Annotated in this window: 18 protein-coding genes; 6 read left to right on the top strand and 12 right to left on the bottom strand. The window is 32.1% G+C overall.

The features are described 5' to 3' along the window. Positions 1–103 precede the first annotated feature (103 nt). Positions 104–1,399, top strand: coding sequence for a phosphopyruvate hydratase (eno, locus tag B2U95_RS12660; RefSeq protein WP_296316902.1), 1,296 nt, complete (start codon positions 104–106; stop codon positions 1,397–1,399). Positions 1,400–1,453: 54 nt separating this feature from the next. Here eno and B2U95_RS12655 read toward each other — a convergent pair whose 3' ends face one another. After that, positions 1,454–2,212: a DUF481 domain-containing protein gene (locus tag B2U95_RS12655; protein ID WP_296316901.1), complete on the bottom strand. Its 759-nt coding sequence runs from the start codon at positions 2,210–2,212 to the stop codon at positions 1,454–1,456. A gap of 176 nt (positions 2,213–2,388) precedes the next feature. On the opposite strand from B2U95_RS12655, the gene B2U95_RS12650 reads away from it, so the two are divergent. After that, a complete protein-coding gene (locus tag B2U95_RS12650) occupies positions 2,389–3,675 on the top strand; it encodes a citrate synthase (protein ID WP_296316900.1) in 1,287 nt (428 codons plus the stop codon). 56 nt (positions 3,676–3,731) lie between these two features. Next, positions 3,732–4,646, top strand: coding sequence for a dimethylarginine dimethylaminohydrolase family protein (locus tag B2U95_RS12645; RefSeq protein ID WP_296316978.1), 915 nt, complete (start codon positions 3,732–3,734; stop codon positions 4,644–4,646). Between the two features lie 5 nt (positions 4,647–4,651). Here the strand turns inward: B2U95_RS12645 and B2U95_RS12640 are convergent, their stop codons facing one another. The 6 genes from B2U95_RS12640 to rsfS form a co-directional block, all read right to left on the bottom strand. Then, complete coding sequence (locus tag B2U95_RS12640) at positions 4,652–4,918, bottom strand: acyl-CoA-binding protein (protein ID WP_296316899.1); 267 nt, start codon at positions 4,916–4,918, stop codon at positions 4,652–4,654. Next, complete coding sequence (locus B2U95_RS12635) at positions 4,915–5,568, bottom strand: phosphatidylserine decarboxylase family protein (RefSeq protein WP_296316898.1); 654 nt, start codon at positions 5,566–5,568, stop codon at positions 4,915–4,917. Before B2U95_RS12635 ends, B2U95_RS12640 begins: the two co-directional genes overlap by 4 nt. Then, positions 5,558–6,379: a phosphatidate cytidylyltransferase gene (locus B2U95_RS12630; RefSeq protein WP_296316897.1), complete on the bottom strand. Its 822-nt coding sequence runs from the start codon at positions 6,377–6,379 to the stop codon at positions 5,558–5,560. The genes B2U95_RS12635 and B2U95_RS12630 overlap by 11 nt, the downstream gene beginning before the upstream one ends. Beyond that, positions 6,379–6,987: an LUD domain-containing protein gene (locus B2U95_RS12625; protein WP_296316896.1), complete on the bottom strand. Its 609-nt coding sequence runs from the start codon at positions 6,985–6,987 to the stop codon at positions 6,379–6,381. The genes B2U95_RS12630 and B2U95_RS12625 overlap by 1 nt, the downstream gene beginning before the upstream one ends. Before the next feature lie 107 nt (positions 6,988–7,094). Further along, positions 7,095–9,050 (bottom strand): ATP-dependent zinc metalloprotease FtsH, encoded by a 1,956-nt coding sequence (gene ftsH, locus B2U95_RS12620; protein WP_296316895.1) that lies wholly within the window; start codon positions 9,048–9,050, stop codon positions 7,095–7,097. An 18-nt stretch (positions 9,051–9,068) separates the two neighbouring features. After that, complete coding sequence (rsfS, locus tag B2U95_RS12615) at positions 9,069–9,440, bottom strand: ribosome silencing factor (RefSeq protein ID WP_296316894.1); 372 nt, start codon at positions 9,438–9,440, stop codon at positions 9,069–9,071. Between the two features lie 93 nt (positions 9,441–9,533). On the opposite strand from rsfS, the gene B2U95_RS12610 reads away from it, so the two are divergent. Continuing rightward, the gene (locus tag B2U95_RS12610; protein WP_296316893.1) at positions 9,534–10,262 is read left to right on the top strand and encodes a biotin--[acetyl-CoA-carboxylase] ligase; all 729 of its coding nucleotides are present in this window, start codon (positions 9,534–9,536) and stop codon (positions 10,260–10,262) included. Here the strand turns inward: B2U95_RS12610 and B2U95_RS12605 are convergent. Continuing rightward, the gene (locus B2U95_RS12605) at positions 10,259–10,654 is read right to left on the bottom strand and encodes an SRPBCC family protein (protein WP_296316892.1); all 396 of its coding nucleotides are present in this window, start codon (positions 10,652–10,654) and stop codon (positions 10,259–10,261) included. The genes B2U95_RS12610 and B2U95_RS12605 overlap by 4 nt on opposite strands. A 26-nt stretch (positions 10,655–10,680) precedes the next feature. Beyond that, positions 10,681–11,325, bottom strand: coding sequence for an orotate phosphoribosyltransferase (gene pyrE, locus B2U95_RS12600; protein ID WP_296316891.1), 645 nt, complete (start codon positions 11,323–11,325; stop codon positions 10,681–10,683). Between the two features lie 122 nt (positions 11,326–11,447). Here pyrE and B2U95_RS12595 point away from each other — a divergent pair, with 122 nt between their 5' ends. Further along, complete coding sequence (locus B2U95_RS12595; protein WP_296316890.1) at positions 11,448–12,029, top strand: NUDIX hydrolase; 582 nt, start codon at positions 11,448–11,450, stop codon at positions 12,027–12,029. Between the two features lie 73 nt (positions 12,030–12,102). Here the strand turns inward: B2U95_RS12595 and B2U95_RS12590 are convergent, their stop codons facing one another. Then, positions 12,103–12,735: an intradiol ring-cleavage dioxygenase gene (locus B2U95_RS12590; RefSeq protein WP_296316889.1), complete on the bottom strand. Its 633-nt coding sequence runs from the start codon at positions 12,733–12,735 to the stop codon at positions 12,103–12,105. A gap of 419 nt (positions 12,736–13,154) precedes the next feature. Then, positions 13,155–14,906, bottom strand: coding sequence for a M14 family metallopeptidase (locus B2U95_RS12585; protein WP_296316888.1), 1,752 nt, complete (start codon positions 14,904–14,906; stop codon positions 13,155–13,157). Between the two features lie 110 nt (positions 14,907–15,016). On the opposite strand from B2U95_RS12585, the gene ctlX reads away from it, so the two are divergent. Then, positions 15,017–15,949, top strand: coding sequence for a citrulline utilization hydrolase CtlX (ctlX, locus tag B2U95_RS12580; protein ID WP_296316887.1), 933 nt, complete (start codon positions 15,017–15,019; stop codon positions 15,947–15,949). On the opposite strand, the gene B2U95_RS12575 is transcribed toward ctlX, so the two are convergent. Further along, complete coding sequence (locus B2U95_RS12575) at positions 15,950–17,998, bottom strand: tetratricopeptide repeat-containing sensor histidine kinase (RefSeq protein ID WP_296316886.1); 2,049 nt, start codon at positions 17,996–17,998, stop codon at positions 15,950–15,952. Positions 17,999–18,533 lie beyond the last annotated feature (535 nt).

Here is an 18,533-nt window from a genome sequence, read left to right as displayed (position 1 = left end):
ATTATAGTTGACATATAATACAATTCTATTGGTGTCTATATTATTTAGCCTAACTATTTTGTAAATTTGAATAGTAATTCATATATAACTTAAACGAAACATAATGAGTATTATAATTAACGTACACGCAAGACAAATTTTAGATTCAAGAGGAAATCCGACTGTAGAAGTAGATGTTGTAACTGAAAATGGATTTATGGGAAGAGCAGCAGTACCCTCTGGTGCTTCAACTGGTGAGCATGAAGCTGTAGAGTTGAGAGATGGTGGTGATACATATATGGGTAAAGGTGTTTTAAAGGCTGTAGATAATGTAAACTCAATAATAGCTCAAGAACTTTTGGGTGTTTCTGTTTTTGAACAAAACATGATAGATACCCTTATGATAGAATTAGATGGCACAAAAAATAAATCTAAACTAGGAGCTAATGCTATACTAGGTGTTTCTCTTGCTGTTGCAAAGGCTGCAGCTAATGAGTTAGGTATGCCATTATATAGATACGTTGGAGGTGTTTCTGCGAATACACTGCCAGTACCAATGATGAATATCATAAACGGTGGTTCTCATAGTGATGCGCCAATTGCGTTTCAAGAATTTATGGTAATGCCTGTAAAAGCTAAAAACTTTACACATGCAATGCAAATGGGAACTGAAATTTTTCATCATTTAAAGAAAGTATTACACGATAGAGGCTTAAGTACAGCAGTTGGTGATGAAGGTGGTTTTGCACCAACATTAGAAGGCGGAACAGAAGATGCTTTAGATACCATTAAAATAGCAGTTGATAACGCAGGTTATATATTAGGTGATGACGTTATGATAGCCTTAGATTGTGCAGCAGCAGAATTTTATGTAGATGGTAATTATGACTATTCTAAGTTTGAAGGAGATTCTGGTGTGGTAAGAACAAGTAAAGAACAAGCAGACTACTTAGCTGAATTATCTCGTAATTATCCAATTATTTCTATTGAGGATGGTATGGATGAAAACGATTGGGAAGGTTGGAAATACTTAACTGAGCAAATAGGAGACAAAGTACAATTAGTAGGCGATGATTTATTTGTGACCAATGTAGAGCGTTTATCTCGTGGAATTGAAAACGGTATTGCGAATTCTATTTTAATTAAGGTAAACCAAATAGGTACCTTAACAGAAACTATTGCAGCAGTTAATATGGCGCATAATGCAGGTTATACATCTGTAATGTCTCACAGATCTGGTGAAACAGAAGATAATACAATAGCCGATTTAGCTGTAGCATTAAATTGTGGACAGATTAAAACAGGTTCTGCATCGCGAAGTGACCGTATGGCTAAGTACAATCAGCTATTACGTATTGAAGAAGAATTAGGTGAGGTAGCTTACTTTCCTCAGCAGAATGCATTTAAAGTGAAAGCTTAATTGAACCAAAATATATTTAGAGCCTTTCAATTTTTGAAAGGCTTTTTTATGGAATTAATCGAAAGAATAAATAAGTCCATTAGTCAGTTCATATTGGGTCTTCGGAATGTTAACTATTGGGTTTGTATCAAAGTTATAAATGAATGTTGTTTTAAAAGCTAAATTCTCTAGTATCCTAAACGCAATAGAGGTTTCATTAGAAATTCTAAAATCAGAAAATTGTTTCAATAAAGGCTGATAATAGGTTGTACTCACAATCGAAAGGTTTTCCAAGGGATATAAACTACAAGAAAAATAGGTACTTCCTCTAACATCCTTCAATATGTCTATTGCACTTTCTGAAGCTTCTTCATGCTCGTACATTAAAAGAGTTCCTAAATAATATCTAAATTTTTTGTTTTTAGAAAGTTTAAATCGAGGTCCAATACCTAATAAACCTCTAAATTTTATATCAGATATAGCGTCATACTGACTTTGAGCAAAAGCTTCAAGGTTTATCCGTTTTTTTAGTTTTCTATTATATCTAAGATGTTGAATACCTCTATTTACAAAAGAACTGGTTTCAATCTTTTGTAAATTGATATCATTAATAAAAAGGAATAGATTGTTTTCTGTATTGTATTGCACTCTAATTCGATTCGTGATTCTAAATATAGAGTTCGTGTTTTTAATTAGACCTAAATCTAAAGCTGTAGATCCAGTCCATTTTGAGGAATCTGAGGCACGTCTTAAAGATTCTACATTAACAATTTGAGAATTACAAATTTGAAAAGCCGAGTAAAGCAAAACTAGCTTGAGAATTAAGAGTTTCATAAAATATTAAAGTCAAATAATTTCACAAAAATAGGGTCAATTTTTTAATACTAAATTTAAAACAACTAATAATTGTTAGTTAGCTCAAAGAAGTGTTAAAATGGTCGTAAACCTACTACCGAAATCGATTGATATTTCGTAAATTTACATTCCTTAAAACAAATAAAAATAAGAAAATGTCAAATAAAGCTACCCTAGAGATTGATGGTAAAAAGTATGAATTTCCACTAATAGTTGGCACAGAAAATGAAGTTGCTATTGATGTAAAAAGTTTAAGAAGTGCCACTGGTGGTGTTATTACTATAGATCCTGGTTATAAAAATACTGGTAGCTGTGAAAGTGCAATTACTTTTTTAGACGGTGAAAAGGGTATTCTTAGATATAGAGGGTATTCTATAGAGGAGTTAGCAGAGAAAGCTGATTTTTTAGAAGTAGCTTATTTATTAATTTTTGGGGAGTTACCAACACAAGATGAATTAGATAAATTTCATTCAGATATAAAATCTCATTCTGTAGTAGATGATGATATAAAAAAGATATTAGAAGCATTCCCTAAGTCTGCTCATCCAATGGGCGTTTTATCTTCTTTAACAAGCGCACTTACTGCTTTTAATCCTACATCAGTAGACGTAGATTCTGAAGAAGAGATGTACAACGCTATTGTTAGGATATTAGGTAAATTTCCTGTTCTCGTAGCATGGACTATGCGCAAAAAACACGGTATGCCATTAGAATATGGTGATGATAGTTTAGGATATGTGGAAAATGTCTTAAAAATGATGTTTAAGAGTCCAAATGGAGATTATGAACAAAATCCAATATTAGTTAATGCTTTAGATAAGCTATTAATTCTACATGCAGATCATGAGCAGAATTGTTCTACATCTACAGTGCGTATAGCTGGTTCATCACACGCAGGTTTATTTGTATCTTTGGCCTCTGGTATATCTGCACTTTGGGGACCATTGCATGGAGGAGCTAACCAAGCCGTTTTAGAAATGTTAGAAGCCATTAAAGAAGATGATGGTGATACTAAGAAATATATGGCTAAGGCTAAAGATAAAGAAGATCCTTTCCGTTTAATGGGCTTTGGGCACAGAGTATATAAAAACTTTGACCCAAGAGCAAAAATCATTAAAGTAGCTGCTGACGAAGTATTATCTCAGTTAGGTGTAGAAGATCCTATTTTAGATATTGCAAAAGGCTTAGAAAAAGAAGCTTTAGAAGATTCTTATTTTGTAGACAGAAAGTTATATCCTAATGTAGATTTTTATTCAGGTATTATTTACAGAGCTATGGGAATTCCTGTAGAAATGTTTACAGTGATGTTCGCTTTAGGACGTTTACCAGGTTGGATAGCACAATGGAAAGAAATGCGCACAAAAAAAGAACCAATAGGCAGACCACGTCAATTATATATTGGTGAAACTTACAGAGAATTTAAAACGATAAAAAATCGTTAGATATAATTACAAATTAATAAAGCTTCATAAAATTTATGAAGCTTTTTTATGCTTTAATAATGAAGTTAAATATACAAAACGAAACATCGCGTCTTAGATCTGTGATTTTAGGTATTGCTAAAGGTAATGGACCTATTCCTAAGGTTGAAGACGCGTATGACCCTAAATCTATACAGCACATAAAAGCAGGCACCTATCCTTTAGAGGAAGATATGATTAAAGAAATGGATGCTGTTGCAAAAGTTTTTGATAAGTATAACGTTACTGTTTATAGACCTCAAACCATAGACGATTATAATCAGATATTTTCTAGAGATATTGCCTTTGTAATTGAAGATAAACTTATTAAAGCAAATATTCTACCAGATAGAGAACGTGAGTATGAAGCCATCCAACACGTTTTGGGGCAAATTGATAGTAAAGATATTATAGTATTACCAGAAGAATGCCACGTAGAAGGGGGTGATGTAATGCCATGGAATGACTATGTCTTTATTGGTACATATTCAGGTGAGGATTACGCAGATTATATAACAGCCAGAACAAATATGGATGCAGTAATAGCCATCCAAGAACTTTTTCCAGATAAAACGGTTAAAGCCTTTGAGCTTAGAAAATCTAATACAGATCCAAAAGACAATGCGTTACATTTAGATTGTTGTTTTCAACCTATTGGCACCGATAAAGCAATTCTCCACAAAAATGGATTTTTAGTTGAAAGTGAATACGAATGGTTGGTGAACTTTTTTGGAAAAGAAAATATATTTGAAATTAACAAGGAAGAAATGTATAACATGAATAGTAATGTGTTTTCCATATCAGAAGACGTTATCATTTCAGAACAAAACTTTACAAGGTTAAATACTTGGCTTCGCAATAATGACTTCACAGTAGAGGAAGTGCTTTATTCAGAGATTGCTAAGCAAGAAGGTTTGTTGCGTTGTTCTACTATGCCTTTGATTAGAGATTAAGAACTTTACTTACGATATAAAAAGTAATTATTCACAAGATCTATATATTCTTGTTTCGCTTCATCTTCGGTAATATCTTTAATTTGAAATAGTGCGTTGGTCTTAAATGCATTTATAATTTGCTTTTTACTACTAGGTCTTCCGTAGTTATTTGTAGCTTTTTTATAGTAAGCATAAAGACGCAATAAAAAGTCAGCAGGAAAAGGTTCCGTGTGATCATTTACCCTGGCAACAGATGTTCTAAATTCTATATCTAATTCTTCCGAACTCATTTCATTTCTGCGATAATACTTTCACCGCCACGTACTTTTTGATTTAATTCTACTTTAATATCTGCATCTAAAGGTAGAAATAAATCTACTCGTGAACCAAATTTTATAAAGCCAGAATCTGTTCCTTGGTTAGCTTTAGTATTTACAGCTGCGTAATTAACAATACGCCTAGCTAATGCTCCTGCAATTTGTCTGTAAAGTACTTTCCCGAAACCTTCATTTTCTAGAACAACTGTAGTGCGCTCGTTTTCTTCACTTGCCTTTGGGTGCCAAGCTACTAAATATTTCCCTGGATGGTATTTACTGTAACTAATATTACCACTAATAGGGTAGCGGGTTACATGCACGTTAATTGGCGACATAAATACAGAAACCTGAATACGTTTGTCTTTAAAAACTTCGTTTTCTAAAACCTCTTCTATAACAACAACTTTCCCATCAACAGGCGATAAGGCTTGTTTACCATTAGCATGAGTATTACGTTTAGGATTTCTAAAAAATTGCAAGATTAGAATAAAGAATGCAAGAATTGCTATCATTATTCCTTTTCTCAGCCATTCAATGGTTACAAACTCATCAACTAAAAAAAATGAACCAACAACGAATACGAGTGTTATAAATATAATTTTGTGACCTTCTTTATGAAACATAACTTACTATTCTTAAAAATAAATATATAAATGGTGCTGTAAAGATAATACTATCTAAACGATCTAATAGCCCTCCATGACCAGGCATAATAACTCCACTGTCTTTAACACCTGCTTGGCGCTTAAATTTAGACTCAATTAGATCACCTATAGTGCCTAAAACACTTACTATAGTAGCAAGAATTAGCCAGCTAGTAAAATCTAATGTTTCTGTAAACTCTGCAATAAAATAACTAGAAATGCAAGCAAAAAAAAGACCACCAAGAAAACCTTCTATAGTTTTCTTTGGCGAGATGCTCGGAAATAATTTTTGTCTACCTAAATTTTTACCCACAATGTATGCAGCACTATCATTTATCCAAACCAAAATAAAACTACCTAAAAGTAGTAGTGGGCTAAAGGAGTTTTCATAGTTGGTAATAAGTAGTAGAAACACAAAACCACTAGACAAATAAAAAGTAGTTGCTATAAAAGGCTTAGATTCAAATAATGGAATTTTCTTTTCTGTGAATAAATCTTTTATTAAAATAAGATTAACAAAAATTGTAATTACAAGTAATACCTGTATAGTTTCATCTTTACCAGTAAATGGACTTTCTCTTAAACACAAGTACCAAAAGCCACCATATAATAAAACAAAAATAACGTATTGCAAGTGTGATTTTAGCTTTATGAGGTTGCTAAATTCAGCCAAGCTTAATATGCCAAAAACGGCTAGTAATATAGAGACTGTTTCTTGGTAGTATAGAGAGCCTATAAGTAATAAAACATAGATAGTGCCAGAAATAGCTCTTATAGATAGTTCTTTCATTATAAATCTTCTAGTAGAAGTAGGTATAAATTTTTAGCACTACTGCCATAGGTTAGAAAATCTTTATCTTCAGCTGTTTTAAAATGCTTTATTGTGGTGATATTTGTAGGTATTTTTGCTTTACTTTTTTCTTTTATTCCTTTTAAGCCTTCTCCAATACTTTCAACAAACTGACTTGTTGTAGCATAAATAATAAAGTGATCTGGTAACTCTCTTAGTTTTTTTTCTGCTATTTGATTTGAAGATATTAATAAAGAGCCATCGTCTGAAATTAAGTATTCGCAAGTCGATAAAAAATAAGAACTTTCGGAAACTCTTTTAGTACACTTAAGATTAAAGTCTTTAAATAATTCAGAAAGACGATCATCAATTAGAAAAGTTTTATCATTGTGCCATTTGTTTTCATTAAGAATAGAATTAAAACTATCCTTAACTTCTTCCATGTTTTCACAGTATAAAAACTTACCTCCGTTGGCTTTAAAGTTTATGGTGAATCGCTCATCAGCAGGTAGCTTTACTTCTGGCATATATTTGCCTCTATCTTGATTTGGTATACTCTGCTCTGACTGATCAGATTTTTTGCCGAAGAGTTTACGAAATAAGCTCATTTAATAGTTGCTATTTGTACTAATTAAAGTGATTTTCTCAAATATAAAAAAACTTAAATTAACATTTAGTCAATTTAAGTTTTTTTATATGGTGTATAATTGTATAACTATTCTTCTTCGTCAGTGATGATTTTAGAAATTGTTTCAGGCTTGTCATAAGGACGTTTTCCAAAAACCTTCTCAAGATTATCCTTAAAAATAACTTCTTTATCTAGTAATATTTCAGCTAACTCAGTAAGCTTGTCTTTATGACTTTCTAAAAGCTTAATAGCACGGTCATATTGCTTTTCTATAATATCAGAAATCTCTTTGTCAATTAACTCTGCAGTTCGTTCACTATATGGCTTAGTGAAACCATATTCAGATTGACCAGAAGAGTCATAATAAGTTAAGTTACCTACCTTTTCGCTAAGACCATAAATGGTAACCATAGCTCTAGCTTGTTTAGTAACCTTTTCTAAATCACTTAAAGCACCTGTAGAAATTTTATCAAAAATCACCTTCTCTGCAGCTCTACCTCCTAAGGCGGCACACATCTCATCTAACATTTGTTCCGGTCTAACAATTAGACGTTCTTCTGGTAAATACCAAGCCGCTCCTAAAGATTGCCCTCTAGGTACTATTGTTACTTTTACTAATGGTGCAGCATGTTCTAACATCCAACTAACGGTTGCATGACCTGCTTCGTGGAATGCAACAGCTCTCTTTTCATCTGGAGTAATAATCTTGTTCTTCTTCTCTAAACCACCTACAATTCTATCAACAGCATCTAAGAAATCTTGTTTATTTACTGCTTTCTTTCCTTTTCTAGCTGCTATTAATGCAGCTTCATTACAAACATTTGCAATATCTGCACCAGAAAACCCTGGAGTCTGTTTTGCTAAGAAATCTATATCTAGTGTTTCTTCTTTTTTAAGTGGACGCAAGTGTACTTCAAAAATTTCTTTTCGTTCTCTTACATCTGGAAGGTCAACATATATTTGTCTATCAAAACGACCAGCACGCATTAAAGCTTTATCTAAAATATCAGCTCTGTTAGTTGCAGCTAATACAATGACGTTTGAGTTAGTCCCAAACCCATCCATTTCAGTTAATAACTGATTTAGTGTGTTTTCACGTTCATCATTAGAACCTGACATGGCGTTTTTCCCTCTAGCGCGACCAATGGCATCAATTTCATCAATAAAAATGATAGCAGGTGATTTCTCTTTAGCTTGTTTAAATAAGTCTCTAACACGAGATGCACCAACACCAACAAACATTTCAACAAAATCAGAACCCGATAATGAGAAGAAAGGTACTTTGGCCTCACCAGCAACCGCTTTAGCTAATAATGTTTTTCCAGTTCCTGGAGGTCCTACAAGTAAAGCACCTTTAGGTATTTTACCACCAAGGGCTGTGTATTTTTCAGGAAACTTTAGAAAGTCTACAATCTCTTGTACTTCTTCTTTTGCACCTTCTAGACCTGCAACATCTTTAAAAGATGTTTTTACATCTGCTTTTTCATCAAAGAGTTTTGCTTTAGATTTTCCAATATTAAATATTTGTCCTCCAGCACCACCACCACCACCAGATGACATGCGACGCATTATGAATATCCAAACACCAATGATTAGAACGAATGGTAGTAATGTTAGAAGGAAATCTCCCCAAACATTTTGTTCGGTATCAAATGCTAAATTAATATCGATATTCTGTTTTGCTTCAATTTCAGCAATTTCTTCTTGGAAAAGCTTTAAGTCACCAAACTCAAATTTATAATTTGGCACTGGTGCCATAGATGGGATTAAAGATTTGGGCTTAGATTTTTTATGAATTTCTAAAGCCTGTGCTTCTTTAGTTAAATAAACTCTTGCTTCTCTGTTGTTAATAATTACAACTTTATCTACTTCACCTTTACGTACATAGTCAAAAAACTCTGAAGGTGTAGTTTTACTTCCGGTTGAATCACCAAAACCTCCTGAGAATATTTGTATAGATAAAAAAACCACTATTATTATTCCGTAAATCCAATAAGGACTTATTTTAGGTTTTTTACTTGAATTTTTATTATCGTTTGCCATTAGTAGCGTTTTCTCTTTTTAGTAACTAGTTTCTATTATTGTCGTTTTAGCGTCTCCCCATAGACTTTCAATATCGTAATATTCTCTAATATGTTTTTGAAACACATGTACTACGACATTAACATAATCCATTAAGACCCATTCAGCATTATCACTACCTTCAACATGCCAAGGCTTATCTCTTAGGGTTTTGCTAACTGTTTTTTGTACAGAACTGACGATTGCGTTAACCTGCGTATTAGAAGTACCTTCACAAACAATAAAATAATCGCAAACCGTGTTTTCGATTTCTCTTAAATCTAAGATTATAATTTCTTTACCTTTAACCTCTTCTATACCTCCAATAATAGTTGTAATGAGTTGGTCAGCATTGGTTTTATCTTTCGTCATTAATTTATATTAAATTTGTGCAAAGTTATTATTTTTTTAGTTCTTGTAGGGTGTTATTGTCATAAGAAAACTATAAAATAAAACACTCTATTTATGTATATAATCAAACTTGATGCCATTGACTCTACAAATACCTATCTAAAAGATATGGTTTCTGGTATTTTGCCAAAGGATTATACCGTTGTATTGGCAGATAAACAGACAGGTGGGAGAGGGCAAATGGGCACAAAATGGCAAGCTGAAACTTCTAAAAACCTTACTGCTAGTGTGTTTAAGCTATTGCCAAACCTTAAAATTGAAGATCAATTCTTTATAAGTATGGTAGTTTCTGTTGCAATTTATAAGGCATTGCGCGTATTTAAAATTGCTCAATTATCTATAAAATGGCCTAACGACATTTTGTCAGCAGACAAAAAGCTATGCGGTATTTTAATAGAAAATGTCATTAAAAGTAACAAGTTACAGGGTTCTATAATTGGTTTTGGATTAAATATAAATCAAAAATACTTTGAAAATTTGCCTAAAGCGTCATCTATGAGTTTAGTAACAGGTCGTTTATTTAATAAAGGCGAAGTGCTTTCAGAAATCTTGAAGCAGCTAGAGATTTATTTAAGTCTTTTAGAAGTAGAGAAATTTACGGATATAAAACTTCAATATGAAGCATTGCTTTTTAGAAAAGATAAGCCTTCAACATTTAAAACAGATAATGAAACATTTTCTGGCATTATTAAAGGTGTTACAAACACAGGCCAATTAAAGGTTTGGACGGAAGATGCTATTATAAAAACTTTCGATTTAAAAGAAGTAACTCTGTTGTACTAGATTGCAGTCTTCATATTAGTAGCTAAAGTCTCAATAAATTTTGTGATTGGACCTTTAATCATCATTGCCATCATAGCATTAAATTCGCCATCAAAACTTAACTGAACTTCACTTTTAGTTGGTTTAACTTCTGTAATATTTGCTGTTAATGAGAAATCTAATTTTCCACCAGCCGCACCTAAAACGATTTTACTGTTTGGTGTTACTTCTTTTTTCTTCAAGATAATTTCTGGCATCCCTTTTAGTGCAAAAAGAAATTTATCATTTTCTAAAACTTCAAACTTACTTGTGTTTTCAGGCATTAAGTTTTCAAAATTTTTAACGTTAGATAAAAAGTTGAATGTTTCTTCTGCAGATTTATCTAAAGTTACTTTTGGTGATTCTAAATTCATAATTGTAGTTGTTTGAGATATGTATATCAATTAGCGTTCCATTCACTGGGGTTGGCATTCCATTGTGCTAAAATATCTTGTTGTTTTTCTGTTATATAATTAGTATCGAGAGCTTGCTCTAAAAGATTTTCGTAGTTACTAAGTGTTTGCAATTCTACATTAGCAGCATCAAAATTGTTTGCTGCAACCTCAAAACCATAAGAGAAAATAGCAACCATCCCTTTTACGATAACTTCGGCTTCATTTAAAGCGATAACAGCATTAAGACTGCTCTTGCCAGTACTTATTAAGTCTTCTACAACTACTACAGTTTGTCCTTTTTCTATGTAACCTTCAACCTGGTTTTGGCGACCATGCTTCTTTGCTTCAGGCCTTACATAAACAAAAGGTAGGTTTAAATACTCAGCGACAAGTGCTCCAATACCAATGGCACCTGTAGCTACACCAGCAATAACATCTGGTTTACCATAGTGAGCTTCTATGTGTTTAGCCATCGTTTCTCTAATGTAATTTCTTGCAAGAGGGTAGGATAGTACAATTCTATTATCACAGTAAATGGGTGATTTCCAACCAGAGGCCCATGCAAATGGTTCTGTTGGCTGAAGTTTTATAGCATTAATTTGTAACAAAACTTCTGCGGTTTTTTTAGCTGTATCTTTATTAAAAATCATATCGCAAAATTAATCAATTTTAGAAGTTATTTATTTTTAATGATAAATTAATTTTCATTCTAAATTTTGTGTCATAAAAAATAATATTTTTACGTTAGCTTAGTTTTAATCAACCCTAATCTATGTACACAATATATGTAGGCGATAAGCCTATAATTTTAACTAATTTAGTTAGTAAAGAAACGGATTTTAAATCGTTTTTACTCAAGTCTGTTGATATTGATAAAGTGATTAAAACACTTAACTCTACAGAATTAAAAGCAGTACATCTTGTTGGTAAAAAATCCAATAAATTATTAAAACGCTTTTTAAAACTATTACCAAACGTAATTGCTGGTGGCGGGAAGGTTCGTAATGCTAATAATGAAGTGCTATTTATATATAGAAATGATAAATGGGATTTGCCTAAAGGTAAAACAGAAGGAAAAGAATCTATTGAAGAAACAGCAATAAGAGAAGTCGAAGAAGAGACAGGTGTTTCAGGTCTGAAAATTTCGAAACCATTACCAACAACTTATCATATTTTTAAGCGCCAAGGTAAGTATAGAATTAAGATAACTTATTGGTTTGAAATGACCACCAAATTTGATGGAAAGCTTTTTCCACAACAAGACGAGGGTATTACTAAAGTAGAATGGTTAGATGCTAAATCATCTGAGAAAGCTTTAGAAAACAGCTATGCTAATATTAGGATTTTAATATAGGTTTGTTTAACCTTTGGTATATGGTTTGTTGCGTGTTTAGCAATTAATTTCACACGGTTTTGTGCAACATTTTTCATTCATAATCAGGTATGTTCAATCCTAAAATCAAATCTCTGTTTGCTGTCAAGATTCCATCTTTCATTTTGAGTTCGATAATTCCGGAACCACCTCTATTTTTTTTAGATTCTTTAATTTTTTCCGTGAGAGTTGGGTCACTTTCAAAGAGATAGCTATCAATGTAATAGGGTGTTGTATTTGGCTCTTTTACATAAATATGAATGTGTTCAGGTTCTTGAACTTCTGGATAAGGTGCTGGTCGGAATGTATAAAAAGTAAATTTTCCATCATTACCAGTTTTTAGCCACCCTCGATATTGTCCGTGCCTTTTTTCCCATCCAACCGGTTCATTACTTGGCTGATAAATTCCGTTTCTGTCAACGTGATAAACATAAAGTAAAACATTTTTCGCTGGTGTCTTTCCGTTTTTTTGGAATACTGTTCCAGTTATTTTAATTTTAGGTTCGGTATCACTAAAACCAGTCAGAGTATCAGTAGCTTTTGGCGTTATGTTTAGCATTTTATAATCCAAAGTAGCTTCGCAATCCTGACAAGGACCACCAACAGTTTTTAAATTCTTCATATTGGTTTGACCCTTACACGAAAAAGTTAATAGAACAAATAATAATATTCCGAAGTGTTTTTTCATTATCCTGTTTTTTTAATGTTGTACAACGTCTTCTGTTTATGGCGAGTGAGGCGTGACTCATAGGAAGCCATAATAGTGTCTTATTAGCTATACATGCTGTTGTGTTTAGTTTCGTTCGGAGTTCTCGTAGACTTGATTAAATATACAATAAATTGATCTGTTATTTTATATTCCGAATAATTACCATCTTTATGGGATATATACCAAGTACCAAGTACCAAGTACCAAGTACCAAGTACCAAGTACCAATAGCGATATGGTTATCAATAGTTTTTTTTGCAACTAGTAAGAAGAAAAAGAACAATTATGATTTTAAGGTATTTCATTTCTCAAATGTTTGTCAACAATTGAATATAGACTATATCCGCCTTATATGTGTTATTAAATAAAGTTACCTTATTTTTTTACAAAATCAAGTTTCAGTTTATGCGATAAACGGGATACTGCAAATGGGCTTTTTCGTAATTACCACTTTGTTTATGTAACCAATCTAATTGTGCATACCAGTTATTAGCAAAATCTTCTTCGTAGCTTACTTTAATATTATATTCTATTTGAAGTTTAGGGTTAGCTCTTAGAAGTTGCTGTGCTTTATCTTCCCAAACGTAAGGTGAGAAGCCTTCTTTTTGTTGCAAAATAGTATCGAAGAAATTCCAGTTAAAGAATGAATCTGGTGCAGTTGGTTCTAAAGTTTCTAATAAATAACGCATAGCTTTTTGATTGGTCATAATAATGTAATCACCTGTTCTAAACCTTAGTTTTATCTTCGAGACTTTTACTTTAGTATCGTAATGCGAATAATGACCTTCGTAAGCAGAAGTTCTAGTTTTATAATCCTCAATTTTATAAGATTGAACAGTTAATGTGGTGTCATTTTCAACTTGTGTAAATTCTACGTTATTCAACTTTAATAAATCTATAACATTATGCCAGCCTTGAGGAATTATATATGCTTTTGGAATGGTAACTTCTGTAGTTGGTGAAAAATAATTTTGATAATTTACGTCTTTTGTGAAAGGTTTTGATACGTCATATTTAAGGCGTTTTACACCTGTTAATTCACTCGGAATCATTTCTCCTTCGTAGCCTTTAAACTTTAATATAGAAGATTTAGTTGTATCAATAGCCCAAGCTAAAGGATACGTGTTTCCTGCTGACCATGTTTTTGCTTGTTCATTCCTTAATTCTGTAATTCTATCACCTTGTTCTTCGGTAATTTCGAGCATGCTTTTCATTAATTCATAAGTGCCTTCTACACGTTGCTTATAAGGTTTTAGCATGTGTGTTTCCACCATCATGCCTAGCGTATTAAACAAGGTTGTGTAGCCTGTAGAATAACGAGGTGAATCCATAAACTGCGAAAAACCAGATTCTGGAGTACGATTAAACACATTAACATAAGGAGTAATATCCCAAGATTTTGCTTCTAGTTTTTGCTTTAGTTGAGGCATCATTTGCGTATGTAGATAAGCTCCAAGTTTACCACCTAATTTATTGTGTTGTGTAAAGAGATGTGTTAGAGTATATTGGTAATCTGCGCCATTGCTTACATGGTTGTCAATAAAAACATCTGGCTGTACTAAATGAAATATCTGTGCAAAGGCTCTTGCATTCTTAGTGTCAGATTTTATAAAATCTCTATTTAAATCGTAGTTACGTGCATTACCTCTAAAACCATATTCTTTTGGGCCATTTTGATTAGTACGTGTTCCGGAATTTCTATTTAAGCTTCCTCCAATATTATAAATAGGAATAGTGACTAAAACCGTGCGTTTTGGAGCTTCAATTTTGCCTTGTACAATATCTCTGTATAATAGCATTGTTGCATCGATACCGTCAGATTCGCCAGGATGAATACCATTGTTTATTAATAGAATTCTGTTGTATTTTCTAATAGTTTTAAAATCATCATTAGAACCAGTCATGTTTAATGTCACAATATGCAGCGGTTTCCCTGAGTCGGTTTCGCCTATAGCTTCAATTGAAACCTCAGAATAGCTGTCTGCTAAATCCCTGTAATATTTAATAGTTTGCTTATAAGTAGCAGTTTCTAAACCCTTGCTTTTTTCAAAAGCAGTTGTGAAATCAATATCTGTTTTTGCATCATATTTTTGCTCTGTTTTATCTGTACAGGATGTAATAATTAATAAAAGAATTATGAGTTTTTTCATGTTCTATTAGATTATACTTCAAACTTAACAATTTTAAATAAATAAAGATGCTCAGCTTAAATTTGAAATTGTAAAAAGACTAATTTAGCGTCGTTTTAAAAAATATACAAATGCAACAAACAACAGATACTATTTTAATGATTCGACCTGTAAGTTTCAGGATGAATGAACAAACTGCCGTAAATAATTATTTTCAGGAAGATTTAGATATAAAAAATGCTGAAATTAATAAGAAAGCGCAACAAGAGTTTGATGCGTTAGTAGAAAAATTAAGAGCTGTTGGTATTAATGTTATTGTTGAGAATGATGATAAACTTATGGATACACCAGATTCTATATTTCCTAATAATTGGGTTAGTTTTCATAGTAATGGCGATGTAGCTAAATACCCAATGTTTGCTGAAAATAGAAGACGAGAGCGCAGAGATGAAGTATTTGTTAGACTAGAAGCCGAAGGTTTTAAAATTAAAAATATTATAGACTACTCATCTGCAGAACTCGAAGGTTATTTTTTAGAAGGTACAGGAAGCATTTTAATGGATCGTGTAAATAGAAAAGCGTATTGCACACTATCGCCAAGAGCTGATGAAGATTTGTTTATAGAATTCTGCGAAGATTTTGAATATACACCTATTATTTTTACAGCTAACCAAACTGTAGATAATGAACGTTTAGCTATTTACCATACTAATGTTATGATGTGTTTGGCAGAAAACTTTGCTGTGATTTGTTTAGATACAATTGATGATAAAAAAGAGCGTAAAAATGTAGTAAAACATTTAAAGCAAGATGGTAAAGAAGTGATTTCTATAACAGAAGCACAGATGCATCAATTTGCGGGTAATATGCTACAATTACGAGGCAATAATAATCAGCGTTATTTAATAATGAGTGAAGCGGCTCACAAAAGCTTAACTCAAAATCAGATTAAAAGTATTGAAAATCATTGTCCTATAATTTCAAGTTCTTTAGAGTCTATAGAGACATGTGGAGGTGGTAGTGCACGTTGTATGATGGCAGAGGTGTTTTTACCAAGAGTTTAATTAAGCTTGTGACGCTGCTTTTGGTAGTTCAATAAAGAATTTGCTACCAACATTTTGTGTGCTTTCAACCCAAATCTTGCCTTCATTTAGTTCTACTAAATCTTTAGCAATTGTAAGACCAAGACCAGTCCCTTTTTCGTTTTTAGTACCAACAGTAGTAAAGTTTTTGTTAGCATTAAAAAGCTTGTCAATATTTTCTCGAGATATACCAACACCTGTATCTTCTATACAGATTAATGCTTTTCCATCAACATCTTGGTTAGAAACTGTAATAACATCGCCAGTTCTACTAAATTTAACAGCGTTGGTTATTAAATTCTGAATCACAATCTCTACCATACTCTTGTCTGCGTAAACAAAATCGCGTTGCGACTCATCAATAAATACAATACGTTTATCTTCTACTTTCTGCTCTACCAATGCCATTTTAGTATGAAACACATCTTGGATATTAAACAACACTGGTTTTGGCTCTAAATTTTGCATTTGAGATTTAGACCAGTTTAATAAATTGAATAAAAGTGAAGATGCATTATTTGCGTTTTCACTTAACTCAGGTATTAATTCATCAAATTCTTCTTTAGAAATACTGTCTTCTTTTAATAAATCTAAAAAGGCTTTTATTGAGGAAATAGAATCCTTCAAATCGTGAGAAACAATTGAGAATAACTTATCCTTTACTTGGTTAACTTCTTCAAGATAATGTGTCTGTTCTAGTATAGCTTCATTTCTAACTTGTTCTTGCTCTAGTTTTTCTACTTGTTTGGCAATAGTAATTTTTTGCTTTTTACTTTTTAGAAAATTAAGTAACAGTAAGGTGGATAAAAATAGAATTGCAATGATAAGACCGTAAATAAGTATTGGATTATTTAACCAAGATACGTTTGCAGGTTTGTTGTTTTCAATATTTAAAAAAATCGCATTCTCTTCATTATTAGTCAAGTCTAATGACTTAATATCTGTTGGAAATTTTGGTTGATCTGTTTTAGATAGTTCTTCTTTAAGATCGTAATATTTATTCTGCCAAAAGAATGCATTTTGATAATAACCACGTGTTGAGTCTAAAGCAACATGAAGTTTATAGTTTTCTAAAAGTTCAGTTTTATTATCAATTTTTTGAGCAATATCATAAGCTTCATTTAATTGAAGCTCTGCTAATTTTACTTTCTTCTTTTGAAGATTTAAGTTTCCAATAGCATTTAATGCTCTTAAAAGGCCTTCTTTATTATCTTGTTTTCGATTGTATTTTAAACCTTCTACTAAATACATAGAGGCTTTTTCATATTCATTAAATCTTAAATATTCACTTCCAAGTTTTGGTAAAATTTCACCACGTAAATCTTGATCAGTTTCAGGATTTAAAATTTCGAGTACATTTTCGTAGTACTCAATAGCTTTGCGGTGTTCTTTTCTTATCGAATATAAGTCGGCTATATTTTTAGTAGATAATTTAATTCCACTTCTATCACTAGTTTGTTTGCGAATTTCTAAAGCCTTAAAATTAAAATCTATGGCTTTATCTATTTGATTAGTCTTATAATAAGCTTCTGCTAAATTATTATAAGCAGTGCTTAATTCACTCTTTAAATTGCGTTTTTCAAAAATGGCTATAGCTGATAGTGAATTTTTAAGGCCTTTAGCGTAGTTGCCACGTTTAATCTCTAAGAGCCCTATACTGTTGCTTACTTTAGCAACACCAAGTGTGTCCCTAATCTGTAAGTAATAGTTTCTAGATTTATTATAGTTATCTATAGCATTATAATAATCGTTTTGGTTGGCAAAGATTAATGCTCTAAAGTAGTTGCTACCCGCTAGTCCTTTAGTATAGTTTATTTGTTTTGAAAGTTTTGAAGTTTGGTTTACAAATAGCGTCGCTTTTTTATAATCTTCGGCTTTGTAAAGTTCTTTAATGAGCATTAGCGACGTATCAACCTTAGAAGAATCTTGGTTTTGATAAGCTAATTGTATCGTAAGACTATCTATTCTCTCGTTTTGCGAAAAAACGGATAGTGATACAAGAAGTACAACTAATGTCATTAATTGCTTCATCCTCTTATACGAATAAGACGAAGTGCGATGTTTTGGTGTATGTGACTTTTATGGAGGGATATCAAAAGTAAGTCAACACTAAACAATAACAACGTTATTAATGTTTGATAATTAAGCCTCATTAATGTTTTGGGACATTGATTAATAGCAAACCAAAAATCGCACTATACCTTCAAATACACTAATAATCAGGATTTAATACCAATAAATTAGATAAAGCGTCCAATGAAAATTTAAAAAGAAAAGCCATATCGACCAACGGTAGAAATCATAGGAAAACTACCTAATCATCGATGAAATGCACTATTTATCTATTGTGTTGATTATCAGATTTTTATGCTTAAATTGGTTTAAAACACGTTATGCTTTATGAAGAAAATGAATTAGATTTCGGTGCGATTAAAGTCGTGTAATTGTACCTGTTTTTCCTTCATAATAGATATTTAATTAACTTGCTTTAGAGTCAATAAATTAAGAATGTTCAAAATCTCAATAGAATAATAAAACTTCTATCTTTGCAAGCGTTTTATAACGC

Source organism: Winogradskyella sp. UBA3174 (assembly GCF_002364335.1).
Classification (GTDB): domain Bacteria; phylum Bacteroidota; class Bacteroidia; order Flavobacteriales; family Flavobacteriaceae; genus Winogradskyella.
The sequence above is the reverse complement of the archived record's forward strand: the minus strand, read 5'-3'. Positions and strand labels throughout refer to the sequence as shown.